The sequence below is a fragment of the Bacillus sp. GMs2/2 genome (assembly GCF_050172095.1).
Classification (GTDB): Bacteria; Bacillota; Bacilli; order Bacillales; family Bacillaceae_G; genus Bacillus_A; species Bacillus_A cereus.
In genome coordinates, this window is record NZ_JBNLYE010000042.1 from 1 (window position 1) to 25,186 (window position 25,186).

Genomic DNA, 25,186 nt, shown 5'->3' on the forward strand with positions numbered 1-25,186 from the left:
AAAATATTAATTGTAGAAGATGATGAGAAAATCGCGGGAATATTAGAAGAGCATTTAGAAAGATATGGCTATCAATCATTTAGAGCAAGTGATTTACGTCAAATAAAAGATGAGTTTGTAAAAGTGAATCCTCATCTCGTGTTACTTGATATTAATTTACCGTACTTTGACGGTTTTTATTGGTGTCGTCAAATTCGTACTGTATCGAATGCACCAATTATTTTTGTTTCTGCAAGAACAGGAGAAATGGATCAAGTAATGGCGATTGAAAATGGCGGCGATGATTATATTACGAAGCCATTCCATTTAGATATCGTAATGGCAAAGGTGAAGAGTGCACTTCGCCGTGGTTACGGAGAGTATGCTTCTGCCGCTGAGAGTGATTGTTTAGGTGTAAATGGACTGTTGTTATTCCCGTCTCAGCATATTGTTGAGTGGCAAGGACAACAAACTGAACTGACAAAAAATGAGTTTTACTTATTAGAGTGTTTAATGAAACAGGTGAATCAATATGTAACGCGCGAAGAACTGTTAGAAGCTCTATGGGATGAAGTAGCATTTGTGGATGATAATACATTAACCGTAAATGTAAAGCGTGTAAGGAAGAAACTAGAGGAGTTAGGCATTAAAAATGCAATTGTAACGAAACGTGGATATGGTTATGCGCTTTTTACGGAGTGGGGCGAAGGGCATGAAGGTTAAAAATTACCTTATGGACCGCTTTTCTTTAATTCTTTCTTATATTGTTAGCCTTTGTTTATTTGGGCTCGTTTTACAGCTGCAAAGTCTTTTAGAAAAGAAATCCATTGATTGGAGTACGTGGTTATATGGACTTTTATTAGGAACAGTTGTGTTTACTGTATACCTCATTTACGATTACCGAAAACGGAGTGTGTTTTTAAAGAGGATCGAAAAGTATGTTACTGGTGGAAATACATTACATGACTCTTTACTTATTGATGAATCTTATACATCAGAGCAAGAAATGGTCGTTGAATCTTTTACGTTATTAAGACAGCAATATATGAATGAAGTTCATAAACAGCATGCGAAAGAGCAACAGCAAATGATATTTATGAACCAATGGATTCACCAAATGAAAACACCAGTATCTGTTATTGAATTATTGCTGCAAAAGTTTGGCAAAGAGCATCGTGAGGCAAGGGCAACAGTTGAAAGTATTCGTGAAGAAAATAACCGTATACTAAATGGTTTAGATTTAGCGTTACATATGGCAAGACTAGAGCAGTTTGCGAAAGATTATAAGGTAGAAGTAGTAAATGTTATAGATGTCGTGCGAGGGATTATTAATGAAAATCGGAAATCCTTTATTCAATCGTCTGTATTTCCGAAAGTGATGTTTGAAGAAGATACTTGTATGGTTGCATCTGATAGAAAATGGCTGAGTATTGCTATAGGTCAAATTGTTGTAAACGCAATCAAGTATACAAAAATTTCAGCGGCAGAGAAAAAAGAAATTCAATTTCAAATTGAAGAGAAAAATCAAAAGGTGTTATTACATATTAAGGACAATGGAATTGGTATTCCAGAGCAAGACGTAAAGCGCATATTTGATCCATTTTTTACGGGAATAAATGGACGTAAAACGAGAGAAGCGACTGGGATGGGCTTATATATTACGAAGGAAATTTGCGATAATTTACATCATGGAATGTATGTCCAATCGGCTGAAGGAGAAGGGACAACATTCACGTTCCAATTTGCAAAAGATGAAGAATATCATACATTGATGAGAAAAATGACAAAACTGTAAGATAACAAAACGTTTTGTAAGGGAAATCACTCGTTTCTTTTTCTTATTTTTCTTATAGTAAATGTAAGAAGAAAACACGTAGGGGGATTAGAAATGAGTGTTCTTGAAGTAAAAGGATTAACGAAGGTGTACCAATCAAAAGGTTCAGTAGCGACGACTGCTTTAAACGATATAAATTTTAAAATAGAAGAAGGCGAATTTGTAGGGATTATGGGTCCTTCAGGAAGTGGGAAAACGACGCTTTTAAATTTATTAGCAACAATTGATAAGCAAACTTCAGGTCATGTGCTTGTAAATGGTGAAGAAATTAATCAAATGCGTGCTGCAAAATTAGCGGAGTTTCGCCGTACACATTTAGGGTTCATCTTCCAAGATTTTAATTTACTTGATACGTTATCCATTAAAGAAAACATTATTTTACCACTTGTAATGGCGAAGAAATCTGTAAATGAAATCGATGCGAAAGTACTGGAAATTGCGAAGTTTTTAAACATCGAAGAAATTTTAAATAAAAAAGTATACGAAGTATCTGGGGGACAACAACAACGTGCAGCAGCAGCGAGAGCAATCATTCATGAACCGACGTTAATTTTAGCAGATGAGCCAACTGGAAACTTAGACTCGAAGTCAGCAAAATCGCTAATGGGCGCTCTGCAAGATTTACACGAGCAAAAGAAAGTAACGATTGCAATGGTTACGCACGATCCAGTAGCGGCTAGTTATTGTGAACGTATCCTTTTCATACGCGATGGAGAAATTTTCTCGGAAATACATAAAGGAAGAACGAAACAAGCCTTTTTCCAAGAAATTCTGGACGTACTTGCGATGCTAGGAGGAGAATATCATGAACTTTCGCCAGCTCGCGCTTAATAACGTAAAAGGAAATTGGCGTAACTATAAAGCGTTTCTTATAAGTAGTTGTTTATCGATTGTCGTATTTTTCATGTATGCTTCTTTTATTTATCATCCAGATGTCGTAAGCGGTAATATTAGTATGAGAAAGATGATCACAAAAGGATTAGAATCGATGAATTATATTGTGGTCATCTTCTCGGCACTCTTTATTTTATATGCAAATTCAACGTTTTTACGAGCAAGAAAAAAAGAGTTTGGTCTACTAACATTAATAGGCGGAACGAAATTGCAGCTCGGCCGAATGATTATATTAGAGCAACTGATGTTAGGTAGTATTGCAATTGTAGTTGGTATTGGGGTTGGGATGCTTTGTTCAAAATTATTTTTCCAAGCGTTAAGCGTATTATTAAAAATAGATAAGACACTTCCACTTGTTTGGAATAGTAAAGCAGTTCTTATTACAGCTGGTGTATACTTTATTCTATTTTTAATCCTATCATTGTTTAGTGTTTGGACAGTAGGACGCTTGCAAATTATTGATTTATTAAGAGAGGCAAGAAAGCAAAAAGTAGAGCCGTTTGCATTTACATGGTTATGTGTAGTTGGTATAGGATGTATTATTGTTGCATATGTACTTAGCTTCCAAGTAACGTTTCTGAATTTCCTCATCCTCTTTTTACCGGTGGTAGGACTGACAATTGGCGGAACGTATTTACTATTTACACAAGGTAGTACAGTTGTATTAAAAGCATTACAAAAAAGAAAGCAATCTTTTTATACGTACCCAAATATGTTCGTCCTTAGCAATCTTATTTATAAAATGAAAGATAATGCTCGTTTTCTATTTGTAATTTCTATCATTACGGCGGTAGTATCTTCAGCGGTGGGTACACTGTACGTATATTTTGAAAATATGAGTGCGAAAACGGTAGAACTTACACCACATGCTATTTCATATGAGGAAAAGGGGTTAAATACGCATAACCTTATTAATGAAGAAAAGGTACAGGAGCTTGTGAAGAGACACGGGTTTGAAGATGCGCGAAAAGTAACATACGTTAAACTACCAGCAACACAGAAAATAACGTTGTTTAATAGTGAACATGAAGTACCGATGACGATTATTTCAGAAAAAGAATATAATGCAGAAGTGCGCAAACAAAAGAGAGAGCAACCTACAGAAGTTCATAATGCACCAGGTAGTGCAACGATGGTTATGGTTGATATGTCAAATGAACTGATGAAGATAGATCGTACGAAACCGTATGAATTTACAATTAATGGACAAAAGCAGTCTGTTCAATTAAATAATCCAACGCAGTATTCTGTTTTTAATGATAGTGAATATCTCATTGTAAATGATCAAGATTTTGAGAAATATGCAACACTCGTACCAGATGAAGAAAAGACAAAATATTACGGTTATTATATTGAGGATTGGAAAAGTACAGAAAACCTTGTATTAGATTTGAAAAATGAAATTGTACCAGAAAAGCAAGGGGAATTGAGAAATTCAGTGTTTGCGTATAAGGATATAAGAGAAGGTGGAGCAATTACAATGTTCATCGGTTTCTTCGTAGCGGTACTGTTCTTCTTCTTCGCTTGTAGTATGACATACTTTAAATGGTTTAACGATAAAGAACAAGATCGTATTCAATTTAAATCGTTAAAGAGAATTGGTATGACAGATAAAGAAATTCGCAAAATTGCGATTCGACAAATGGGAGTTATCTTCTTTATCCCAATTTTAATCGGTTCCATTCATAGTGGATTTGCTCTTCATACGTTAGGAAAAATGCTTTATATTAATTTGTGGAAATCAGGTGCGCTTGTAATTGGAGCATACATTTTAGCTTCTGCCATTTACTTTATGATCGCGCAAAGAGGATATTTAAAACACGTAAAAAGCTAGGGGAACCTCTAGCTTTTTGCCTATGTAGTAAGTTACAGGAGGACGATAGATGAACATTCGGCAACTAGCGCTGCAAAATATAAAAGGAAATTGGCGTAATTATAAAGTGTTTTTCTTAAGTAGTTGTTTTGCAATATTTGCTTCTTACGCATATATGTCTGTCATTGTGCATCCATATATGCAAGAGACGATGTGGTATCAAAACGTACGCTGGGGACTTATTATATGTAATGTTATAATCATTTCTTTTTTCGTCATATTTATTTTGTACTCTACTTCTATTTTCATAGAAGCACGTAAGAAAGAATTAGGGTTATATATGTTAATGGGAGCAACGAAGTCTAACGTAATAGGAGTGATTATGACCGAGCAAATTTTAATCGGGGTCTTCGCGAATATTTTCGGTATTGGGCTTGGTATGATATTTTTAAAACTCTTTTTTATGGTATTTAGTATGTTACTGGGGCTTCCGAAAGAACTCCCTGTCATATTTGACGTAAGGGCGATTGGTGTAACATTTATTACATATATGGTCGTTTTTATTTTGTTATCTTTTATAAGTGCTTTACGTATATGGAATATAAAAATCATTCGGTTATTGAAAGAATTTCGAACAGATAAAAAAGAGAAGAAAACATCAAAGTGGCTCTGTTTATTCGGTTTTGCTTGTTTAGTGGGCGGGTATGCATTGGCGCTACAAGTGACGATGGCTACGATAGCGATATACTTTTTCCCTGTGTCTATACTTGTCTTTTTTGGAACGTACTTTTCTTTTACACATGGAGCTACCCAAATGTTAGAAATAATAAAGCGAAATAAAAAGATTATGTATACATATCCGTATTTATTTATAGTGAATCAATTGTCACATCGAATGAAGGAAAATGGTCGCTTTTTCTTTCTGATGTCTATGGCAACGACGTTTGTAGTTACAGCAACAGGTACGGTGTTCTTATATTTTTCTAGCATGCAAGATATGTGGCGAACTGGAGGGGTACACTCGTTTTCGTACATAGAAAAAGGTATTTCTACTCATGAAGTCTTTGAGGAAGGTGCGGTTGAAAAATTACTGCATCAATATGGGTATGACGATTTTCAATATATGAGTTTTGTTGGAGTGTATGCATCCTTTCAGTCTAGTAAAGGAGAAACAACAATAGTACCGCTTATAAAAGAAAGTGAATATAACCAAGAAGCAAGGAAACAAAAACAGAAAACGTATCGTCCTAAAAAAGGTACAGTGACACTCGTTTATTATAATAAATACAATAATTCGAATGTATATAATCAAAAAGAGATTCAATTGCAAGTAATGAATCAACCATATCAATTCGTATTTAACGGTCAGAAAGAAGGGGTTCAATTTAACCATCACCCTTCGTACATTAATGGTCTGTTCTTTGTTATGAATGATGAAGATTTTGATAGTATAGCAAATCAGGTTCCTGATTCTGAAACAATGATATATAGAGGCTACACATTACCAAATATCGAAAAGACGAAGAAATTAAATGAAGATTTACGGAAACATATGAAACAAGATAATAATAATGCATTTCGAAGCAATATGGAGTTGTATGTAAATATGAAAGAAGGCGGTGATATTACTCTATTTGTAGGCTCATTTATTAGTATATTATTCTTTCTTACTTCATGTAGTATCGTGTATTTTAAATGGTTCCATAATATTGCATCGGACCGAAAGCAGTATGGTGCACTCTCTAAACTTGGAATGACGAAGGAAGAAGTATGGAAAATTTCTCGTTGGCAATTATGTATGCTATTTTTTGCGCCAATTATAGTAGGGAGTATGCATAGTGCAGTTGCGTTATATACGTTTCATAATACGCTTTTTATGGATGGATCATTAAGAAAAGTAGGTTTGTTCATTCTGTTTTATATCGCAGCATGTATCATTTATTTCTTCTTCGCTCAAAGAGAATATAAGAAACATTTAGACTAGCGAATGCTAGTCTTTTTTAAATATTCGAAATTTACATAGAAGAATATAAAAAAGTATGGTATAACAGTAAGAAAATGAAAAAGAGGGGAAAAGACGATGATTCGAGTAGGATATTTAGGACCAGAAGCAACATTTACAAATATGGCGGTGAGTCGTTTTTTTCCGGAAGCAGAGCATGTACCGTATCGAACGATTCCAGATTGTATAGATGCAGCTGCAAATGAAAATGTAGACTTCGCAGTTGTACCGTTAGAAAATGCAATAGAAGGTTCAGTGAATATAACGGTTGATTACCTTGTACATGAGCAGCCGCTTTCCATTGTAGGAGAAATTACAGTACCAATTCAGCAGCATTTACTTGTACATCCGGAGTATGCAGAAGTGTGGGATGAAGTATATGCAGTGCATTCTCATCCGCATGCCATTGCACAGTGCCATAAATTTTTAAATGAAGAATTAAAAGGAGTAACTGTTCGAGATATGACATCTACAAGTGCTGCTGCGCAATATGTGAAAGAACATCCTGAAGAGAAAATTGCCGCTATTGCAAATGAAGCGGCTGCAGAAAAATACGGATTAACAATTGTGAGACGTAGTATTCATACGCATAAAAATAATCACACACGTTTCTTGGTACTCCATAAGAAAAAGAAAGCAGTACTCCCGAATAACGGAGAGAATCGCGGAGAGAAAACGACGCTTATGATAACGTTACCTGCAGATTATGCAGGTGCCCTATATCAAGTGTTATCAGCTTTCGCATGGAGAAAATTAAACTTATCAAAAATCGAATCGCGTCCGATGAAAACAGGTCTTGGAAATTACTTTTTCTTAATCGATGTTGATAAAGCATACGATGACGTATTATTGCCAGGCGTAACGATGGAACTTGAAGCACTCGGTTTTTCTGTTACTGTGCTGGGGAGTTATTCTTCTTATTGGTTGTAGAGGGGAGCTGTTGTTAAAGTTGTTTGAAATGAAAAGCTGTTTCTCGGTTTGAGGTAGAGTAAGCTATCGATTCTATTGAAGTAAGTGATTAATTAAGCTAGCAAAATAAAGAAGCCGTCCTAAAAGATATTTAGGACGGCTTCTGTTAGGAATAGATAACTCTTTTGTCGGGTTTTTAGTACGCATCATTACAACTATTATAATAATAGGATTCATCATTGTTCGAATTACTGCAGCAAATACAATTCGTTTGTTGTATTAATAGATTGAGTGTAGATGGAGCTACAGTATCTGAGAAAGTAATACTCTCAACATCTTCTACTAAAAATGTTTTAATATCTCCTGGTGTTAAGGTAAATGTAAGTGGAGAGCGATGGTTTAATCTTGCGATTGTTAATCTAATCGTTGTTGCAAATGCAGGACTGAAACTAAATTTAATAAGTGTCTTATTATGATTTTTAGTGAAGTTTTCAAATACAGTTCGAGGAATTCCAGTTGTTATATCAAGATCTTGAGGGGTATTTCCCGTACCGAAAATAGTATAGTTCTGTATAAAACAGTTATTTGAATCTGAATTTGAAGAATTACATGGACGATCATTTTTCTTATAATATTTTTTTCCATTTTTTAAGAAGTAATCCACCATAATTAATCACTCCCTTCACATATAAGAATTAAAGGTTGTCCATATATAATATGAAATATATTTTTATATGTTTGGACGTGAAGGAAGAGAAAATAAAAAGAGTCCATCTGGTATGATGGACTCAATACTGTTTTACCTGGTGTGATTCTTTATTTTAACTTCGCAAGACGATCTTCTAACTGACCACGCCAAATATCAGCTAGTTCTGGAACGGCAAGAATTTTTTCAATACCATCTTTATCTTTTCTATTATGAAAATAAATTTCGTTAGAGAACAAGACAGAAACATTGCTCGGTTGACGTTCTAGTAATGTAATTTTAGAATCTTTACGTACAGTACCTTCTTGAAGAACGCGGCATAGGTAGCCTGTAAATCCAGTTGCTACAATGCGTGGCAGTATGCCAGGGATGCCAAGACGTTTTGAAATTGTGCTACAAGGTACTCTTGCTTGTGTCACTTGAATGATTGTTTCACCTAGTTGATATGTATCTCCGATGCAAACATCACGCTCTAACATATTTGTTACGGTAATGTTTTCGCCAAATGTGGAAGCTGGAAGCGTAGTTTGAAATTCCTCTTCCCATAGTGCGTAATGCTCGTGTGGGTACACACAAACAGCACGATCAGGACCGCCGTGATGTTTTAAATCCGCTACGTCATCACCACGAAATCCGTCTTTTGAGAGAAAGGCCTCTTCTGTAGGGTCTTTACATATACCTGTTATCATTTCTTTATCTTCGCCATATTTCATTTGTTTCGGTTTGCCAATGCTAAAGTGAACGAGTTCAATTCTCATATTTGATCTCCTTTACGATTGATTACAATATTATAGCATTAAAAAAGCACAGAGAATGATAAAAACTCTGTGCCTTACATTAATAAACGAGAAATCCTGCTTTATCTAACGCCTCACAAGCAGCATCTAACTTTTCTTTAGAATCTGCCTCAATTGTATGTAAGTGAATACCATCTGTTAGTTGTGAAAGATAGGAAGCATTTGTGTTTTCGATTTTTTGTAAATATTGCTCTACATCAAAGCGATTGCTTACCATGATGGATGCTGTTAAGTCACCGTATACAGGATGCTCAACTTTTACATCTTTAATCGTAACGCCATGGTCAACAAGCATTGTAAGTTCTTGACGTACTTCTGCTGGTTTGTGCTGGCATACGATTACGCGTTCAAAAGCTTGTTGTTTCTCTTGTGGTTTTAAATATAAATAGCCTTGGGCAGTCGCAATAATTGGTTCGTTTCGTGCTTTAAGCAAGGAAATATCTTGCACGATAACTTGTCTACTTACGTTTGTCTTCTTCGATAGTTCATTCCCAGATAACGGCTCATTTGCAGCGAGAAGCCACTGAAGGATAAGCTGTCGTCTTTCTTCGCCTAAAATCTTTTTTTGGTCATTTTGTTTCATTATGATTTAACACCTCTATAAAATTGATTTCCAATTGTGTGTAGTGCATGAATAGTAGTATCAATTTGATCTTTCGTTGTTTGTTGTCCGAAAGAGAAGCGGACATATTGTTTGGCCTCTTCATACGTTTTTCCAATTGCAAGCATAGTTTTCGAAGGTTCTTGTTTACCGACTTGGCAAGCACTTCCGGTGGAAATAGCGATACCATGGCGATTACATTCTAGCATAGTATATTGACCTTCTATTCCTTTTATTGTAACCCCAACAATATGTGGTAAACAAGAAGTAGAATGACCTTCTACTTCAATTTCTAGCGGAAGTGTTTGTATTTGCCCTAAAAAGTAGGAGCGTAACTCTTTAAAACGTAAACTTTCTTCCCATTGAGTTTTTAATATATTTTCAGCAGCTGTTAAAAAAGATGCGATGCCGGGAACGTTCACTGTACCTGGGCGAAATCCTTTTTCGTGAGAAGTTCCCGGAAATACTTGCTCCCAGCGAGATTGCGGATTTATGTAGCAAGCGCCGACACCTTTTGGTCCGTATATTTTATGTGCTGAAACAGAAAGACTATCAATGCCCATCTCAAAAACATGGATAGGCAGTTTACCAAACGTTTGCACACAATCTGTATGAAATAAAACATTATATTTTTTTAAAAGTGCCCCGATTTCTGTAATGTTTTGAACGGTTCCGATTTCAGAGTTTCCATGCTGTATACTTGCTAGCACAGTATCTTCTGTAATAGCTGCCTCTAAATCTACTAAACAAAGGAGTCCGCTTTTATCAACAGGAATTTCAGTGATCGTATAGCCTTTTGATTTTAGAGATTGAAAATAACTTCGAATGGATGCATGTTCCATAGGTGTCGTAATAATATGCTTCTTAGTTCGGGCATTTAGAAGTGATTGAATCGCAAGATAGTTTGATTCCGATCCGCCACTTGTGAAAAATACTCCTTGTTCTTTTCCTCCAATCATTTCCGCAAATGTTTTTCGGCAAACTTGTAATAAAGAAGCAGCTGTTCCTCCAATATCATGTAAACTTTGTTCATTTCCGAAGTATTGCGACGCTGCTTTCATATATGTTTGTAACGCTTCCTCGCTCATAGGTGTAGTAGCTGCATAGTCAAGATATATCATCATGTAAGTTCCTCTCTCTAGTAAGAGTTACAGTTCTTTTACTTTTTAAATGGTAGTGAAAATAAGAATTATAAAAAAACTCTTGTCATTATTTTAAAACTATGTAAATATAGGTGTCAAGACAGTTGAAAAGTGTAAAGTAGGAGGCAACAATTATGCCAAGTGCAGATGTCTTAATTATTGGAAGTGGTGTTGCGGCACTTCGTGTTGCAAAAGAGATTTGTCACGAAAAGAATGTGATTATTATCACAAAGGAGACGAAACGTAATAATAATACACATTTAGCTCAAGGTGGAATTGCCGCAGCGGTAGCTACATATGACAATCCTAATGATCATTTTGAAGATACATTAGTAGCAGGGTGTCATTATAACAATGAAGAAGTGGTCCGTTATTTAGTCGAGGAGGGACCGAAAGAAATTAATAACCTTATTGAAAGAGGAATGAAATTTGATGGAGATGAAACAGGTCCTCATCTTGGAAAAGAAGGAGCGCATCGAAAACGTCGTATTTTACATGCAGGTGGCGATGCAACAGGAAAGAATTTATTAGAGCATCTTATTCAAGAAGTAGCTCCATACGTTACGGTAGTGGAACAGGAAATGGTGCTCGATTTTATTATAGAAAAAGATAAATGTGTGGGGGCTTTAACTCGCAACAATAAAGGAGAATTGAAACGTTACAATGCAGATTGTACGGTGTTAGCTTCAGGCGGTATTGGCGGTTTATACGCCTTTACTTCTAATGATGAGACGATTACAGGCGATGGACTTGCAATGGTGTACCGTGCAGGCGGAGAGCTTGTAGATTTAGAGTTTATACAATTTCATCCGACGATGTTATACGCGGGTGGGCGTTGTTCCGGCCTCGTGTCCGAAGCTGTTCGCGGAGAAGGAGCTGTCCTTATAAATGGAAAAGGGCAGCGTTTTATGATGGATATACATTCCGAACAGGATCTAGCACCTCGTGATGTAGTCGCACGGGCTATTCATGAACAGCTACTTGCGGGTGAAAAAGTGTACTTAAACATCGAAATGATTCAAAACTTTGAACAACGCTTTCCGACCGTGTCATCGATATGTAAAACAAATGGAGTCGATATAAATAAAAAACTTATTCCAGTCGTGCCTGGTACTCATTTTCACATGGGCGGCGTGAAAACGAACTGTGATGGAGAGACGTCTATTCCGAACTTATACGCAGTCGGTGAAGTAGCTTGTAACGGAGTTCATGGTGCAAATAGATTAGCGAGTAATTCATTATTAGAAGGTCTTGTGTTTGGAAAAAGAATCGGACGACACATTTTATCTAGAGAGACAAAAGAAAAGGTGAACATGCTAGCTGAAAAGGAAGCAAAGTTTATCGTTCTGAATCATTTACCGACGAAAGAAGAAATACAAAAATGCATGATGAAATATGTTGGGATTGTGCGAACAGAGCAAAGTTTATCTTATGCGAAGAGATGGTTTAGTAAGTATGGTGTTCGAAATATGATATTACAACATGATGTTCTTACGAATGAAGAGATAACGCTTATTAATATGTTAACGGTTTGTGAGCTTATAGTTGTGTCAGCTTTGCAAAGAGAAGAAAGTATTGGCGGGCATTACCGGAGTGATTATCCAGATAGAAATATAGGAAAGAAAGAGATTGTTCGAGTAAAGAGAAAACTACAACTTGTGTGATGAGGGGAAGAGGGGCTTTATGAACACGATAAAAGTTAAAGAAGCATTAAACCGATTTTTTTTAGAAGATATAGGAGAAAGAGATGTAACATCTCAGCTTATTTTTCCAGATAACTTGCTTTCGAAAGGAACGTTTCTTGCGAAGGATACAGGGGTCTTTGCAGGATGTTTAGTAATTGAATCAGGATTTAAATTAATTGATGAGAGAATTGAAATAGAGCTTCATAAAAAAGATGGGGATCTTGTAGAAAAAGGAGAAATTATTGCAACAGTGCAAGGTCCAATCGCATCGTTATTAACAGCAGAGCGCGTTATATTAAACGTTATTCAGCGTATGAGTGGAATAGCGACGATGACGCGTAAAGCGGTTCTTGCTTTAGATAGTAGTCATACTCGCATTTGTGATACGCGAAAAACGATGCCAGGACTACGTATGTTTGATAAGTATGCAGTCGTGTGCGGCGGTGGATTTAATCATCGCTTTGGTTTATATGATGGTGTCATGATTAAAGACAATCATATTGCTTTTGCTGGTTCTATTACAAAAGCTGTTACATCAGTAAAAGAAAAGTTAGGACATATGGTGAAGGTAGAAGTGGAAACAGAAACTGAGGAACAGGTGAGAGAGGCTGTCGCTGCTGGTGCGGATATTATTATGTTCGATAATCGTACGCCAGATGAAATCCGGGAGTTTTCAAAGATTGTACCAAGTGCCATCGTTACGGAAGCTTCAGGGGGCATCACAATTGAAGATTTATCGAAATACGGAAAAACAGGGGTAGATTATATTTCACTTGGAGCGTTAACACATTCAGTGAAAGCACTTGATATTAGTTTCAATATTGAAGAGTAAGGAAAGTGGCTTAGAGGGGGAGAAACGTATATGAGTATTTTAGAAAAAGTACAGCCGATTGAAACGATGTTACCAGAGCGTTATTACACAATGTCAACGGAAGATATGGAAAAGCGTGTTCGTGAAATTAAAGAGAAAATGGGGAAAATGTTATTCATTCCAGGGCATCATTATCAAAAAGATGAAGTGGTACAATTTTCAGATGCAGCAGGGGATTCACTTCAACTTGCGCAAGTTGCAGCGAGCAATAAAGACGCAAAATACATTGTGTTTTGCGGGGTACACTTTATGGCGGAAACAGCAGATATGTTGACGACAGATGATCAAGTTGTCATCTTACCAGATATGCGTGCAGGTTGTTCGATGGCGGATATGGCAGATATTGAACAAACAGAAAGAGCATGGACAGAGCTCACTAAATTATTTGGAGATACGATGATTCCGTTAACATATGTGAACTCTACAGCTGCAATTAAAGCGTTTTGTGGTCGTAACGGAGGAGCAACAGTAACTTCTTCTAATGCAAAGCAAATGGTATCTTGGGCGTTTACTCAAAAAGAACGTCTCGTCTTTTTACCAGACCAACATTTAGGGAGAAATACAGCGTACGATCTAGGTATCCCGTTAGATAAAATGGCAGTATGGGACCCACACACAGATTTATTAGAGTACGATGGGGATATAGAAGAAATTCAAGTGATTTTATGGAAAGGACATTGTTCTGTTCATCAAAATTTTACAATGAAGAATATTGAGAGTGTACGAAAAAATCATCCGGATATGAATATTATTGTACATCCAGAATGTTGCTATGAAGTTGTAGCTGCTTCAGATTATGCAGGCTCAACGAAATATATTATTGATATGATTGAATCAGCGCCATCTGGTAGCCAATGGGCGATTGGTACAGAAATGAATTTAGTAAATCGAATTATTCAGCAACATCCAGATAAAGAAATTGTTTCGCTTAATCCATTTATGTGTCCGTGCTTAACGATGAATCGAATTGATCTGCCTCACTTATTATGGACACTTGAAACGATAGAAAGAGGAGAAGAAATTAACGTTATTAGCGTAGACAAACAAGTAACGGCAGAAGCAGTTCTTGCATTAAATCGTATGTTAGAGCGTGTGTAAAGCAACGGTATTCCCGTTGCTTTTTTTCATACATATAATCATAACGAGAACGAAATGGGCATACATTGTTTTGAAGAAATCATTGTGGTTCTTTATGCTTATTCCACTTCGAATGATATTGAAAATCGAAGAAGTGATAAAAGTGAAAAGAAGTTAATGTTATTTAGAAAGAGTTACTTCATGAGATTTGTTACTTATAGATAAGTTATACAGGAGGGGGAAAATTTGAAAATTCATATCGTGCAAAAAGGGGATACCCTTTGGAAAATTGCGAAAAAGTACGGAGTGGATTTTGATACGTTGAAAAAAACAAATACACAACTTAGTAATCCAGATTTAATTATGCCAGGTATGAAAATTAAAGTGCCATCAAAGAGTGTTCATATGAAACAACAGGCTGGAGCAGGTTCAGCACCTCCAAAGCAATACGTAAAAGAAGTGCAGCAAAAAGAATTTGCAGCAACACCAACTCCGCTTGGAATAGAGGATGAAGAAGAAGTTACGTATCAATCAGCACCAATTACACAGCAGCCAGCTATGCAACAAACACAAAAAGAAGTGCAAGTAAAACCGCAGAAAGAGATGCAAGTAAAGCCACAAAAAGAAGTACAGGTGAAACTACAGAAGGAGATGCAGGTAAAGCCGCAAAAAGAAGTACAGGTGAAACCGCAAAAAGAGGTGCAAAAAGAACAGCCAATTCAAAAAGAAAAACCGTCTGTTATTCAAAAACCACCTGTGATAGAAAAACAAAAACCGGCGGAAAAAGAAAACACGAAGTTTTCGGTAAATGTATTACCGCAGCCGCCACAACCACCAATAAAACCGAAAAAAGAATATAAAATTTCAGATGTAATAAAAAAAGGAAGCGAGTTAATTGCTCCTCAAATTAGTAAAATGAAACCTAACAATATCATTTCTTCGCAAACGAAAAAAAATAATATAATATCGCCGCAAGTGAAAAAAGAAAATGTAGGGAATATAGTGTCGCCGCAAGTGAAAAAAGAAAATGTAGGAAATATAGTGTCGCCGCAAGTGAAGAAAGAGAATGTAGGGAATATAGTGTCACCACAAGTGAAAAAAGAAAATGTAGGAAATATAGTGTCGCCGCAAGTGAAAAAAGAAAATGTAGGAAATATAGTGTCGCCGCAAGTGAAAAAAGAAAATGTAGGGAATATAGTGTCACCACAAGTGAAGAAAGAGAATGTAGGAAATATAGTGTCACCACAAGTGAAGAAAGAGAATGTAGGAAATATAGTATCGCCAAATGTATCGAAAGAAAATGTAGTTATTCCACAAGTCATACCGCCAAATATTCAAATGCCAAATATAATGCCGATCATGGATAACAACCAACCACCGAATATAATGCCAATTATGGATAACAATCAAATGCCGAATATGATGCCAATTATGGATAACAATCAACCACCGAATATGATGCCAATCATGGATAACAATCAAATGCCGAATATGATGCCAATTATGGATAACAATCAAATGCCGAATATAATGCCAATTATGGATAATAACCAAATGCCGAATATGATGCCAATCATGGATAACAATCAAATGCCGAATATGATGCCAATTATGGATAACAATCAAATGCCGAATATGATGCCGATTATGGATAACAATCAACCACCAAATATGATGCCCTATCAAATGCCCATGATGCCGCCGAATCCGTATTATCAACAACCAAATCCATATCAAATGCCATATCAGCAAGGAGCGCCGTTTGGACCGCAACATACGTCTATGCCAAACCCGAATATGATGCCAATGGATAATAACATGCCGCCGCTTGTGCAGGGTGAGGAAGATTGTGGATGCGGAGGAGAAAGTAGACTATATAGTCCACAACCAGGCGGCCCGCAATATGCGAATCCTTTATATTATCAACCAACTCAGTCTGCATATGCACCACAGCCAGGAACGATGTATTATCAACCAGATCCACCAAATGTATTTGGAGAGCCCGTTTCAGAAGAAGAGGACGAAGAAGAAGTTTAAAAAGGCGGGAGTATTCCCGCCTTTTTTGCATTCCTGTTAATTAAGAAAAGGCAGTTTTTTTATGAAGTGCTAGAAAATTCCCAGTGAAATATTAACAGTGTAAAAACCTTCTCTGTTACTCATCATAAGAGGGAGCTTTTCAGTAGAGAAGCTCATTCTAACAGAGGGGGTTTTTGTATTGAATACGAAAGTAAAAGTGATTGCTGCTTCTTTGTTAGTTACTAGTGCATTAGCTGCATGTGGTACACCAAAAAACAATGCAATGGATGGACGTAACTACAATTACGAGCGTACATCTTATAATGATACACATCAGTATCGTGATAATGTGACGCGTAATGATCGTTATACAGATTATGTAACATATAGAAATGGTCGTAACGATACAGGATACAATTATTACCGTGATGTAAATTACAATGGACAAATTGCTAATCCGCATCCAACTCGTAATATTACAATGAACAATTCATACATTAACAATGATGGTAAAACAGCTGAAAGAATAACAAATCGTGTGAAACGTATGAATAACGTAGACCGTGTGTCTACAGTTGTATATGGAAACGATGTAGCGATTGCGGTAAAACCACGTAACACAGTGACAAATGAAACGGCGATGGCGAACGAAATTCGTCAAGCTGTTGCAAATGAAGTTGGAAACAGAAACGTATATGTTTCTGTAAGAAATGATATGTTTACTCGTGTCGATGCAATGAGTACGCGTCTACGTAACGGTACAGTTACAAACGATTTTAATCGTGACATAGTGAATATGTTCCGAGACATTCGTTACGGTTTAACTGGTACAGTGCGATAGCAAAACAAAAGAGGAAGGGGGAGCCCTTCCTCTTTATTCATCGTTGTCTTGTAAACGACGTTTTTTAATAAAATAACTAACGGAATAAGAAACTAAAAAGCAGATGAAAAGAATACTATCTGTTAAAATAGCTTCAAATAGAGGTCTTTCTGGACTGAAAATGATATAAATAATAGCCATAACGATTCCTACAATAAGGGAGCGGAAGACAAGTTTATAATAAGGAGTTAACTTTATTTCCTTTTCGCCTTCTTCTACATCGATTGAAACACTTAACTGTAAATAACTAAGGATCATACTCGTAAGAATAAATACTAGCCATAATGGAGATTTCGTAATTTGATCTATTCCTTCAGTGAATCCGATATAGCCTAAAACACCGATTATACCAAGTGATTGAAAAAGAAAGACAATACGTATGTTTTTTAACGTTTGCAGAATGAGACGTTCATCCTTTATTTGTTTCATAATATCTATCTCCCGTTTATGATGATTTCGCTGTTATGTTTATTGTAATATATATATTGCATTTATCAATTTATAATTTGCGTTTGATTTATTTGGATGAAAGAGGAAATAAAATATTTTTATAAACATGTTGCACTTATACTTTATTAATGTTATATTAGCAAAGCGATGAGCTAATTTACGTAAGACGAGAGATATGCTTAAGTGCTAAACACGCGAATGTGGTCGCCTGGTCTCTCGCCGTAAACGCATCAAGACGCCTGCTTTGCAGGCGTCTTTCATTTTATATAAAAGTAAATAAAAAATGCAGATGAGGTGAATCCTTATCTGCATTTTTTATATTTTCGAAAGAAATGTAATATGGATAAAACCCCCATTTACGGAAAAACTACTAATGAAAGTATGATATTGCCTAAAAGAGGTGAACGGAAATGAAATGGATACTGATTGCGATGCAAGCTTTCGTTATGATGTTTTGTTTCGTTTATGAAACGAATGTGAAGGCGGAAGGGCCAGTACCAGAAGTAACGAAAAAAGAACCTGAGGTTACAATTTTATTAGAGCGTATGTATGTTGATGGCGAAGTAAGCGAAGAAATACTTACAGAAAAAGTGACGGATTTAGAAAAGTTTTTACAGCAGTATAAAGAATGGCAGCTCGTTGATCGTGATGATGTACAAATTGTATTGCAAAAGAAAGTTGATGATATTTCTCCGTTATTGAAAACGAGCGGGTATTTTGGTGTTTCAGAGGAAGGGATATTACAAATTTTCAAAGGTGTTCCAAAAAATGATAATGCGATCCATTCTTTCTTTCAAATTGATATGAAAAAGCTTGAGAGCTATGAACGTGCGAAATTGAAACGTGGCATTCGTATTAAATCAAAAGAAGGTTTTGTGAAGACGATTGAAAAAATGAAGCAATACGCAGTTCAAAGTAAGAAAAAAAGCAGCTCATGGTGAGCTGCTTTTTTTCTTATTTATTTTTAGCTAAAATTTCTTTTGCGATTTCATCAATTAGCATATCTTTTCCGATTGGATTGAATGCTTTCGTATTGAAGACTTCATTTGATACTTCATATACGTGATTGTTCTTAACTGCTTTATTGTCTTTCCAAACAGCACTGTTTTTGTAGTCTTCGTAAACTTTATCAGCTTCGCCGCCGAAGTTTACAATAAACATTTGATCAGGCTGGAATGCAACAAGACCTTCTAGCGATACTTGCGCCATCGTTTGTTTTAAATCTGTGCCTTTTGTTGCTGGAAGTTTTAAGTCATTAAAGATGATGTCACCGTATCCGAAGCTACCGTATACACGGAAGTTTTGTGGTGTAACTGCAACGAACATAAAGTTCTCATCTTTTGTTTTCTGTTTAATTTTTTTAGATAAAGAGTCTGCTTTCTTATCGTAGTCTGCAATCCATTTGTCTGCTTTCTTCTCTTCGTCAAATAGCTTACCTACTTCTTTAAACTTACCACGCCAGTCTTCTAAGTTTGTTTCTAGAACAACTGTAGGTGCAACCTTTTCTAGTTGATCATAAATTTTTAATTGACGGTTGTTTAAAATAATTAAGTCTGGTTTTAAAGCAGTAACAGCTTCTAAATCAACTTTAGGTGCCCAGTACCAACCTACTGCTTTTACTCCATCTAACTTGTCTGTTAAGTGATTTTGGATTTTATCTTTATATGTATTTGCTGTACCAACAGGTTTATGTCCAAGAAGTAATAGTTCTTCTGTTGATCCAGATAAGTCAACAATTCTCTTTGGATTTACTGGAATTGTAGCTTCACCTTTAGCATGTTTTACAACTTTTGTTTTCGGTTGTTCTTTTGCTTTCGATTCTTCTTTTTGAGAAGAACAGCCAACGATAGAAAGAACAACAAGCATAATAGTAAATAAAATAAATAGCTTACGTTTCATCCTGATGTAACCCCTTTAATTAGTATTGATAATCATTATCGACTTCTGTATATTAAGGTGCTTTAACCTTTCTGTCAATGGAAAATAACAGAAGTTTCAAGTGGAGAACATTTGTTGGGGCAGTCTCGCTTTTCTATCATTAAATATGTTAAAATGGAATACATGATTTAAGAGGGAGAGATCGTATTTTGTTTGAATATGTTACAGGTTACGTGGAGTATGTAGGGCCGGAATATGTCGTAATTGATCATAATGGAATTGGTTATCAAATTTTCACACCAAATCCGTATGTATTTCAAAGAAGTAAGCAAGAAATCCGTGTCTATACATATCATTATGTGAGAGAAGATATTATGGCACTTTACGGTTTTAAAACACGTGAAGAGCGTTTATTATTTACAAAGTTGTTAGGCGTGTCTGGCATTGGGCCAAAAGGCGCTCTTGCAATTTTAGCTTCTGGTCAAACAGGACAGGTCGTTCAAGCGATTGAGCATGAAGATGAGAAGTTTTTAGTGAAATTCCCAGGCGTCGGAAAGAAAACAGCACGCCAAATGATTTTAGATTTAAAAGGAAAACTAGCAGATGTCGTACCAGATGCATTTGTTGATTTATTCTCAGACACAGAACGTTTTGATGAGAATAAAGGTTCATCAGCTGAGCTTGATGAGGCACTGGAAGCTCTGCGCGCACTTGGATACGCAGAACGCGAAGTTTCTCGTGTTGTACCAGAGTTATTAAAAGAAGCATTAACGACGGATCAGTATATTAAAAAGGCACTTAGTCTTTTACTAAATGGTAAGAGGTGAGTATAATGGACGAACGTCTCCTTTCAGGGGAATCTGCATATGAAGATGCGGATTTAGAATATTCATTACGGCCACAGACGCTCCGTCAGTATATTGGCCAAGATAAAGCGAAACATAATTTAGAAGTATTTATTGAAGCGGCGAAAATGCGTGAAGAAACGTTAGATCACGTGCTTTTATATGGACCACCAGGTCTTGGTAAAACGACGCTTGCGAATATTATTGCCAATGAGATGGGCGTTAATGTTAGAACAACTTCAGGTCCCGCAATTGAAAGACCAGGAGATTTAGCTGCTGTATTAACAGCGCTTCAGCCAGGTGATGTATTATTTATTGATGAAATTCATCGTTTGCATAGATCAATTGAAGAAGTATTGTATCCTGCGATGGAAGACTTTTGCCTTGATATTGTAATTGGAAAAGGGCCTTCAGCACGTTCTGTACGCCTAGATTTACCGCCATTTACATTAGTTGGAGCAACAACACGTGCTGGAGCATTATCGGCACCGCTTCGTGACCGCTTCGGTGTACTTTCAAGGTTAGAGTACTACACAGTAGATCAGCTTTCTGCGATTGTTGAACGTACAGCAGAAGTATTTGAAGTTGAAATCGATTCGTTAGCTGCATTAGAAATTGCAAGACGTGCTCGTGGTACACCTCGTATTGCGAATCGTCTTTTAAGACGTGTACGTGATTTCGCACAAGTTCGTGGTAATGGAACGGTTACGATGGAAATTACACAAATGGCATTAGAGCTACTGCAAGTAGATAAATTAGGTCTAGATCATATTGATCATAAATTACTGCTTGGTATTATTGAGAAATTCCGTGGCGGTCCAGTTGGATTAGAAACGGTTTCAGCAACAATTGGAGAAGAATCTCATACGATTGAAGATGTGTATGAGCCGTATTTATTACAAATTGGCTTTTTACAACGAACGCCGAGGGGCCGAATTGTAACGCCGCTTGCGTATGAACATTTCGGAATGGAGATACCAAAAGTATGACGGAGATGCCAAAGCTGCTTATTACAGCCGGGATCTTACTCATCGTTGTTGGATTAGCTTGGAAGTTCATTGGAAGGCTTCCAGGCGATATTTTTGTGAAAAAAGGAAACGTTACCTTTTATTTTCCTATCATTACATGTATTGTGTTAAGTATTGTATTATCTTTTATTATGTATATAATAAATCGATTTAAATAAGAAATAGGTGGATATAGCTATGGATATAAATCTGTTTGATTTTCATTTACCAGAAGAACTTATTGCACAAGTCCCGTTAGAAGAGCGTGAAACATCAAGATTAATGGTGTTAGACCGTGAAACAGGTGATATTGAGCATAAACATTTTACGGATATTCTTTCTTACTTACATGAGGGGGATTGCTTAGTTTTAAATGAAACGAAAGTTATGCCTGCTCGTTTGCACGGTGTGAAAGAAGATACAGGCGCGCACATTGAAGTACTTCTTTTAAAACAAGAAGAAGGTGATAAGTGGGAAACGCTTGTAAAGCCAGCGAAACGTGTAAAAGAAGGAACTGTTATCTCTTTTGGCGAAGGGAAATTAAAAGCAACTTGCACAGGAACTGCAGATCAAGGTGGACGTCAGCTTGAATTTTCATATGACGGCATCTTCTATGAAATTTTAGATGAACTTGGGGAAATGCCACTTCCTCCATATATTAAAGAGACGCTAGAAGATCGCGATCGCTATCAAACAGTATATGCGAAAGAAATCGGTTCAGCAGCAGCGCCGACTGCGGGACTTCACTTTACAGAAGAGTTACTTGAGAAGTTAAAGCAAAAAGGCGTTCAGTTAGCATTCATTACACTTCACGTAGGACTTGGAACATTTAGACCAGTTTCTGCAGACACGATTGAAGAACACCATATGCACGCAGAATATTATCATATGTCTGAAGAGACAGCGGCATTATTAAATCGTGTGAAAGAGAATGGTGGACGTATTATTACTGTAGGTACGACATCAACTCGTACGTTAGAAACAATTGCAACAGATCATGAAGGTAAGCTTTGCGCCGCTTCTGGATGGACAGATATTTTCATGTATCCGGGATATGAATTTAAAGCAATTGATGGTTTAATTACAAACTTCCATTTACCGAAATCAACATTAATTATGCTTGTAAGTGCATTTGCAAATAGAGATAATGTACTTCATGCTTATAATGAAGCAGTAAAAGAAAAATATCGTTTCTTTAGCTTCGGTGATGCAATGTTTGTTGCATCTCACGCTAAAATGAGAAACAAATAAAAGGAGTAAGTTATGACAGCAATTCGTTATGAATTTATTAAGACATGTAAACAAACGGGTGCCCGTTTAGGTCGTGTGCATACGCCGCACGGTTCATTTGATACACCAACATTTATGCCAGTTGGTACACTTGCAACAGTTAAGACAATGTCACCAGAAGAATTAAAAGCAATGGATTCTGGCATTATTTTAAGTAATACGTATCATTTATGGCTACGTCCAGGTCATGAAATTATTCGTGAAGCAGGCGGCTTGCATAAATTTATGAACTGGGATCGTGCAATCTTAACAGACTCTGGTGGTTTCCAAGTATTCAGTTTAAGTGACTTCCGTCGTATTGAAGAGGAAGGCGTTCACTTCCGCAATCACTTAAATGGAGATAAATTATTCTTATCACCAGAAAAAGCGATGGAAATCCAAAATGCATTAGGTTCAGATATTATGATGGCATTTGATGAGTGTCCACCATTCCCAGCTACTTTTGAATATATGAAGAAATCTGTAGAGCGTACGAGCCGCTGGGCAGAACGTTGCTTAAAAGCGCATGAACGTCCGCAAGATCAAGGTTTATTCGGTATTGTACAGGGGGGAGAGTACGAAGAGCTTCGTCGTCAAAGTGCGAAAGATCTTGTTTCAATGGACTTCCCTGGTTACGCTGTAGGTGGTTTATCTGTAGGCGAACCGAAAGATATTATGAACCGTGTACTTGAGTTTACAACACCACTTCTTCCAGATAATAAGCCTCGTTACTTAATGGGTGTAGGTTCTCCTGACTCGTTAATCGATGGCGCAATTCGTGGTATTGATATGTTTGACTGCGTACTTCCAACTCGTATCGCTCGAAATGGTACATGTATGACAAGTGAAGGTCGCCTCGTTGTAAAAAATGCGAAATTCGCAAGAGACTTCGGTCCGCTTGATCCAAACTGTGATTGCTACACATGTAAAAACTACTCTCGTGCGTACATTCGTCACTTAATGAAATGTGATGAAACGTTCGGAATTCGTTTAACGTCTTATCACAACCTTCATTTTCTGTTAAACTTAATGGAGCAGGTGAGACAAGCTATTCGTGAAGACCGTCTTGGCGATTTCCGCGAAGAGTTCTTTGAACAGTATGGCTTTAATAAACCGAATGCTAAAAACTTCTAATACATAATTTAAAAGGAGGAACAAAAGATGAATGCAGGTATGATGAATATCGTTATGATCGTTGCGATGTTTGCGATTTTCTATTTCTTATTAATTCGCCCGCAACAAAAACGTCAAAAAGCAGTTGCTCAAATGCAAAGTGAGTTAGCAAAAGGTGATGCTATCGTAACAATCGGTGGTTTACACGGTACAATCGAATCAGTAGATGAGACGAAAATTGTTATTAAATCTGGTGGTTCACACTTAACGTTCGATCGCAATGCGATTCGTGAAGTTGTGAAAAACTAATTTGGAAGGCCCTGCATGAAATATGCAGGGCCTTTTTTAGTTACTTTGCTTTGACATATTTACACCGAAAATACCACCGAGTGTACTCGCCCCCATTAATGCTAATTGATAAAGTAATTGTGAGTTCGATAAAGTTTGAGAAAAGCCTAAATAGTTAACTAGAAAAACGAGTATAGTGAACGTGAGACCTGTTGTGAAACCTACTAGCCAACCTTTTCCTTGAGCCTTTTTGCCGGCAGTAAATCCAGACATAAGCATAGATAAAAGAGCGAGTATAAAAATAGTAACGGTTAATGTCCCTTCGTTTATATTCGTAAACTTTAATAAAAGAGCCATAATCATGCTAGTAATAGATGCGAGAATTAGTAGTGTAATAATACCGAAGCCAATTGCAGTTGATAATTTTTTCGTTCCATCCATTTATGCATTCCCCCTTTTTAATACAAGCATATTTTCCTTTTGTCTAAGTTAGACTAGTTTCTTTTTTATAGGGGAGTCTATACGTAAAAAAGGAGATGTAGAAATGGAATGGATATCAATAATTGGACGGACAATGCTTTTATATATCATCATCTTAATTATTTTTCGTCTTATGGGTAAACGTGAGATAGGAGAGCTAAGTGTATTAGATTTAGTCGTATTTATTATGCTTGGAGAAATGGCTGTAGTGGCAATTGAAAATACCGATAAATCACTTTGGCATCAATTAGTTCCGATGACTTTTCTTATGTGCATCCAAATTATTTTGTCAGTCATTTCCCTAAAGTATCAACGCTTTCGGCATTTAATAGAAGGTGAGCCGGCTATTCTTGTAAACGCGGGAAAGATTGATGAAAAGAAGATGAGAAAGCAACGTTATAATATAGATGATTTAATGATGCAATTAAGGGAACAAGGAGTTGGAGATATTCGGGATGTAGAATATGCTATTTTGGAACCGTCTGGGAAGTTATCTGTCTTTCAAAAACAAAAAAATAAACAAGATACATTGCAGTTTACGCTTCCTCTTATTATTGATGGAGAAATTCAATCTAGTCATTTACAAATGATTGAACATACAGATGCATGGCTTATTGAGAAATTAAAAAACTTAGGTTATAACGATGTAA

25 protein-coding genes and 1 pseudogene are annotated in these 25,186 nt (G+C 36.5%); 19 read left to right on the top strand and 7 right to left on the bottom strand.

Annotation, left to right across the window (positions count from 1 at the left end; all coding sequences use genetic code 11):
- From ACQGS6_RS08820 to pheA, 6 genes are all read left to right on the top strand, one after another.
- Window positions 1-702: winged helix-turn-helix domain-containing protein (locus ACQGS6_RS08820; RefSeq protein ID WP_426965037.1), on the top strand; the 702-nt coding region annotated here is incomplete at its 5' end.
- On the top strand, window positions 692-1,774 hold the full coding sequence (locus tag ACQGS6_RS08825) for a HAMP domain-containing histidine kinase (protein WP_000865401.1): 1,083 nt from the start codon (window positions 692-694) through the stop codon (window positions 1,772-1,774). The genes ACQGS6_RS08820 and ACQGS6_RS08825, both read left to right, overlap by 11 nt.
- A 93-nt stretch (window positions 1,775-1,867) precedes the next feature.
- Window positions 1,868-2,644, top strand: coding sequence for an ABC transporter ATP-binding protein (locus ACQGS6_RS08830; protein WP_000114529.1), 777 nt, complete (start codon window positions 1,868-1,870; stop codon window positions 2,642-2,644).
- Window positions 2,619-4,541: an FtsX-like permease family protein gene (locus tag ACQGS6_RS08835; protein ID WP_426965038.1), complete on the top strand. Its 1,923-nt coding sequence runs from the start codon at window positions 2,619-2,621 to the stop codon at window positions 4,539-4,541. The genes ACQGS6_RS08830 and ACQGS6_RS08835 overlap by 26 nt, the downstream gene beginning before the upstream one ends.
- 49 nt (window positions 4,542-4,590) lie before the next feature.
- On the top strand, window positions 4,591-6,504 hold the full coding sequence (locus ACQGS6_RS08840) for an ABC transporter permease (protein ID WP_001026365.1): 1,914 nt from the start codon (window positions 4,591-4,593) through the stop codon (window positions 6,502-6,504).
- 96 nt (window positions 6,505-6,600) lie between these two features.
- Window positions 6,601-7,452: a prephenate dehydratase gene (gene pheA / locus ACQGS6_RS08845; protein ID WP_000621698.1), complete on the top strand. Its 852-nt coding sequence runs from the start codon at window positions 6,601-6,603 to the stop codon at window positions 7,450-7,452.
- Between the two features lie 175 nt (window positions 7,453-7,627).
- On the opposite strand, the gene ACQGS6_RS08850 is transcribed toward pheA, so the two are convergent.
- The 4 genes from ACQGS6_RS08850 to ACQGS6_RS08865 all read right to left on the bottom strand — a co-directional run bounded on the left by ACQGS6_RS08850 (window position 7,628) and on the right by ACQGS6_RS08865 (window position 10,659).
- Complete coding sequence (locus ACQGS6_RS08850; protein ID WP_426965039.1) at window positions 7,628-8,098, bottom strand: hypothetical protein; 471 nt, start codon at window positions 8,096-8,098, stop codon at window positions 7,628-7,630.
- A gap of 149 nt (window positions 8,099-8,247) precedes the next feature.
- A complete protein-coding gene (locus tag ACQGS6_RS08855) occupies window positions 8,248-8,895 on the bottom strand; it encodes an MOSC domain-containing protein (protein WP_426965040.1) in 648 nt (215 codons plus the stop codon).
- A gap of 79 nt (window positions 8,896-8,974) precedes the next feature.
- On the bottom strand, window positions 8,975-9,517 hold the full coding sequence (locus tag ACQGS6_RS08860) for a transcription repressor NadR (protein WP_000812240.1): 543 nt from the start codon (window positions 9,515-9,517) through the stop codon (window positions 8,975-8,977).
- Window positions 9,517-10,659, bottom strand: coding sequence for an IscS subfamily cysteine desulfurase (locus tag ACQGS6_RS08865; protein ID WP_000973759.1), 1,143 nt, complete (start codon window positions 10,657-10,659; stop codon window positions 9,517-9,519). The genes ACQGS6_RS08860 and ACQGS6_RS08865 overlap by 1 nt, the downstream gene beginning before the upstream one ends.
- A gap of 152 nt (window positions 10,660-10,811) precedes the next feature.
- On the opposite strand from ACQGS6_RS08865, the gene nadB reads away from it, so the two are divergent.
- The 5 genes and pseudogenes from nadB to ACQGS6_RS08890 all read left to right on the top strand — a co-directional run bounded on the left by nadB (window position 10,812) and on the right by ACQGS6_RS08890 (window position 17,167).
- Window positions 10,812-12,341 carry an L-aspartate oxidase gene (nadB, locus tag ACQGS6_RS08870; protein ID WP_098582150.1) on the top strand — a complete coding sequence of 510 codons (1,530 nt, stop codon included), beginning with the start codon at window positions 10,812-10,814 and terminating at the stop codon, window positions 12,339-12,341.
- A gap of 19 nt (window positions 12,342-12,360) precedes the next feature.
- Window positions 12,361-13,194, top strand: a complete 834-nt coding sequence (gene nadC, locus ACQGS6_RS08875) for a carboxylating nicotinate-nucleotide diphosphorylase (RefSeq protein WP_001092207.1) — start codon at window positions 12,361-12,363, stop codon at window positions 13,192-13,194.
- 30 nt (window positions 13,195-13,224) lie between these two features.
- The gene (gene nadA / locus ACQGS6_RS08880) at window positions 13,225-14,331 is read left to right on the top strand and encodes a quinolinate synthase NadA (RefSeq protein ID WP_000025305.1); all 1,107 of its coding nucleotides are present in this window, start codon (window positions 13,225-13,227) and stop codon (window positions 14,329-14,331) included.
- Between the two features lie 225 nt (window positions 14,332-14,556).
- Window positions 14,557-14,713 (top strand): annotated as a pseudogene (gene safA / locus ACQGS6_RS08885) (SafA/ExsA family spore coat assembly protein); the annotation flags it as partial.
- Between the two features lie 1,812 nt (window positions 14,714-16,525).
- Window positions 16,526-17,167 (top strand): YhcN/YlaJ family sporulation lipoprotein, encoded by a 642-nt coding sequence (locus ACQGS6_RS08890; protein WP_001093542.1) that lies wholly within the window; start codon window positions 16,526-16,528, stop codon window positions 17,165-17,167.
- A 33-nt stretch (window positions 17,168-17,200) separates the two neighbouring features.
- Here the strand turns inward: ACQGS6_RS08890 and ACQGS6_RS08895 are convergent, their stop codons facing one another.
- Window positions 17,201-17,635: a hypothetical protein gene (locus tag ACQGS6_RS08895; RefSeq protein WP_000809471.1), complete on the bottom strand. Its 435-nt coding sequence runs from the start codon at window positions 17,633-17,635 to the stop codon at window positions 17,201-17,203.
- Window positions 17,636-18,066: 431 nt separating this feature from the next.
- Here ACQGS6_RS08895 and ACQGS6_RS08900 point away from each other — a divergent pair, with 431 nt between their 5' ends.
- Entirely contained in the window at window positions 18,067-18,597 is a 531-nt protein-coding gene (locus ACQGS6_RS08900; RefSeq protein WP_000871174.1) for a BofC C-terminal domain-containing protein, read from the top strand.
- 13 nt (window positions 18,598-18,610) lie between these two features.
- Here the strand turns inward: ACQGS6_RS08900 and ACQGS6_RS08905 are convergent, their stop codons facing one another.
- Window positions 18,611-19,555, bottom strand: coding sequence for an iron-hydroxamate ABC transporter substrate-binding protein (locus ACQGS6_RS08905; protein WP_426965041.1), 945 nt, complete (start codon window positions 19,553-19,555; stop codon window positions 18,611-18,613).
- Window positions 19,556-19,743: 188 nt separating this feature from the next.
- Between ACQGS6_RS08905 and ruvA the strand changes: the two genes are divergently transcribed.
- Genes ruvA through yajC form a run of 6 tightly spaced genes read left to right on the top strand, consistent with a single transcriptional unit; the run spans window position 19,744 to window position 24,077 of the window.
- The gene (gene ruvA / locus ACQGS6_RS08910) at window positions 19,744-20,361 is read left to right on the top strand and encodes a Holliday junction DNA helicase RuvA (protein WP_000464513.1); all 618 of its coding nucleotides are present in this window, start codon (window positions 19,744-19,746) and stop codon (window positions 20,359-20,361) included.
- 5 nt (window positions 20,362-20,366) lie between these two features.
- On the top strand, window positions 20,367-21,368 hold the full coding sequence (gene ruvB / locus ACQGS6_RS08915) for a Holliday junction branch migration DNA helicase RuvB (protein WP_000344449.1): 1,002 nt from the start codon (window positions 20,367-20,369) through the stop codon (window positions 21,366-21,368).
- Window positions 21,365-21,565, top strand: a complete 201-nt coding sequence (locus ACQGS6_RS08920; RefSeq protein WP_000138162.1) for a DUF2905 domain-containing protein — start codon at window positions 21,365-21,367, stop codon at window positions 21,563-21,565. The genes ruvB and ACQGS6_RS08920 overlap by 4 nt, the downstream gene beginning before the upstream one ends.
- A gap of 19 nt (window positions 21,566-21,584) precedes the next feature.
- On the top strand, window positions 21,585-22,637 hold the full coding sequence (queA, locus tag ACQGS6_RS08925) for a tRNA preQ1(34) S-adenosylmethionine ribosyltransferase-isomerase QueA (RefSeq protein WP_000354034.1): 1,053 nt from the start codon (window positions 21,585-21,587) through the stop codon (window positions 22,635-22,637).
- A 12-nt stretch (window positions 22,638-22,649) separates the two neighbouring features.
- Entirely contained in the window at window positions 22,650-23,789 is a 1,140-nt protein-coding gene (gene tgt, locus ACQGS6_RS08930) for a tRNA guanosine(34) transglycosylase Tgt (RefSeq protein ID WP_000125365.1), read from the top strand.
- A 27-nt stretch (window positions 23,790-23,816) separates the two neighbouring features.
- On the top strand, window positions 23,817-24,077 hold the full coding sequence (yajC, locus tag ACQGS6_RS08935; protein ID WP_000991115.1) for a preprotein translocase subunit YajC: 261 nt from the start codon (window positions 23,817-23,819) through the stop codon (window positions 24,075-24,077).
- 36 nt (window positions 24,078-24,113) lie between these two features.
- Here the strand turns inward: yajC and ACQGS6_RS08940 are convergent, their stop codons facing one another.
- A complete protein-coding gene (locus ACQGS6_RS08940; protein WP_200462269.1) occupies window positions 24,114-24,497 on the bottom strand; it encodes a TIGR04086 family membrane protein in 384 nt (127 codons plus the stop codon).
- Window positions 24,498-24,600: 103 nt separating this feature from the next.
- Here ACQGS6_RS08940 and ACQGS6_RS08945 point away from each other — a divergent pair.
- Window positions 24,601-25,186 (top strand): DUF421 domain-containing protein (locus tag ACQGS6_RS08945; RefSeq protein WP_426965043.1); only part of this gene is annotated, 586 nt, incomplete at its 3' end.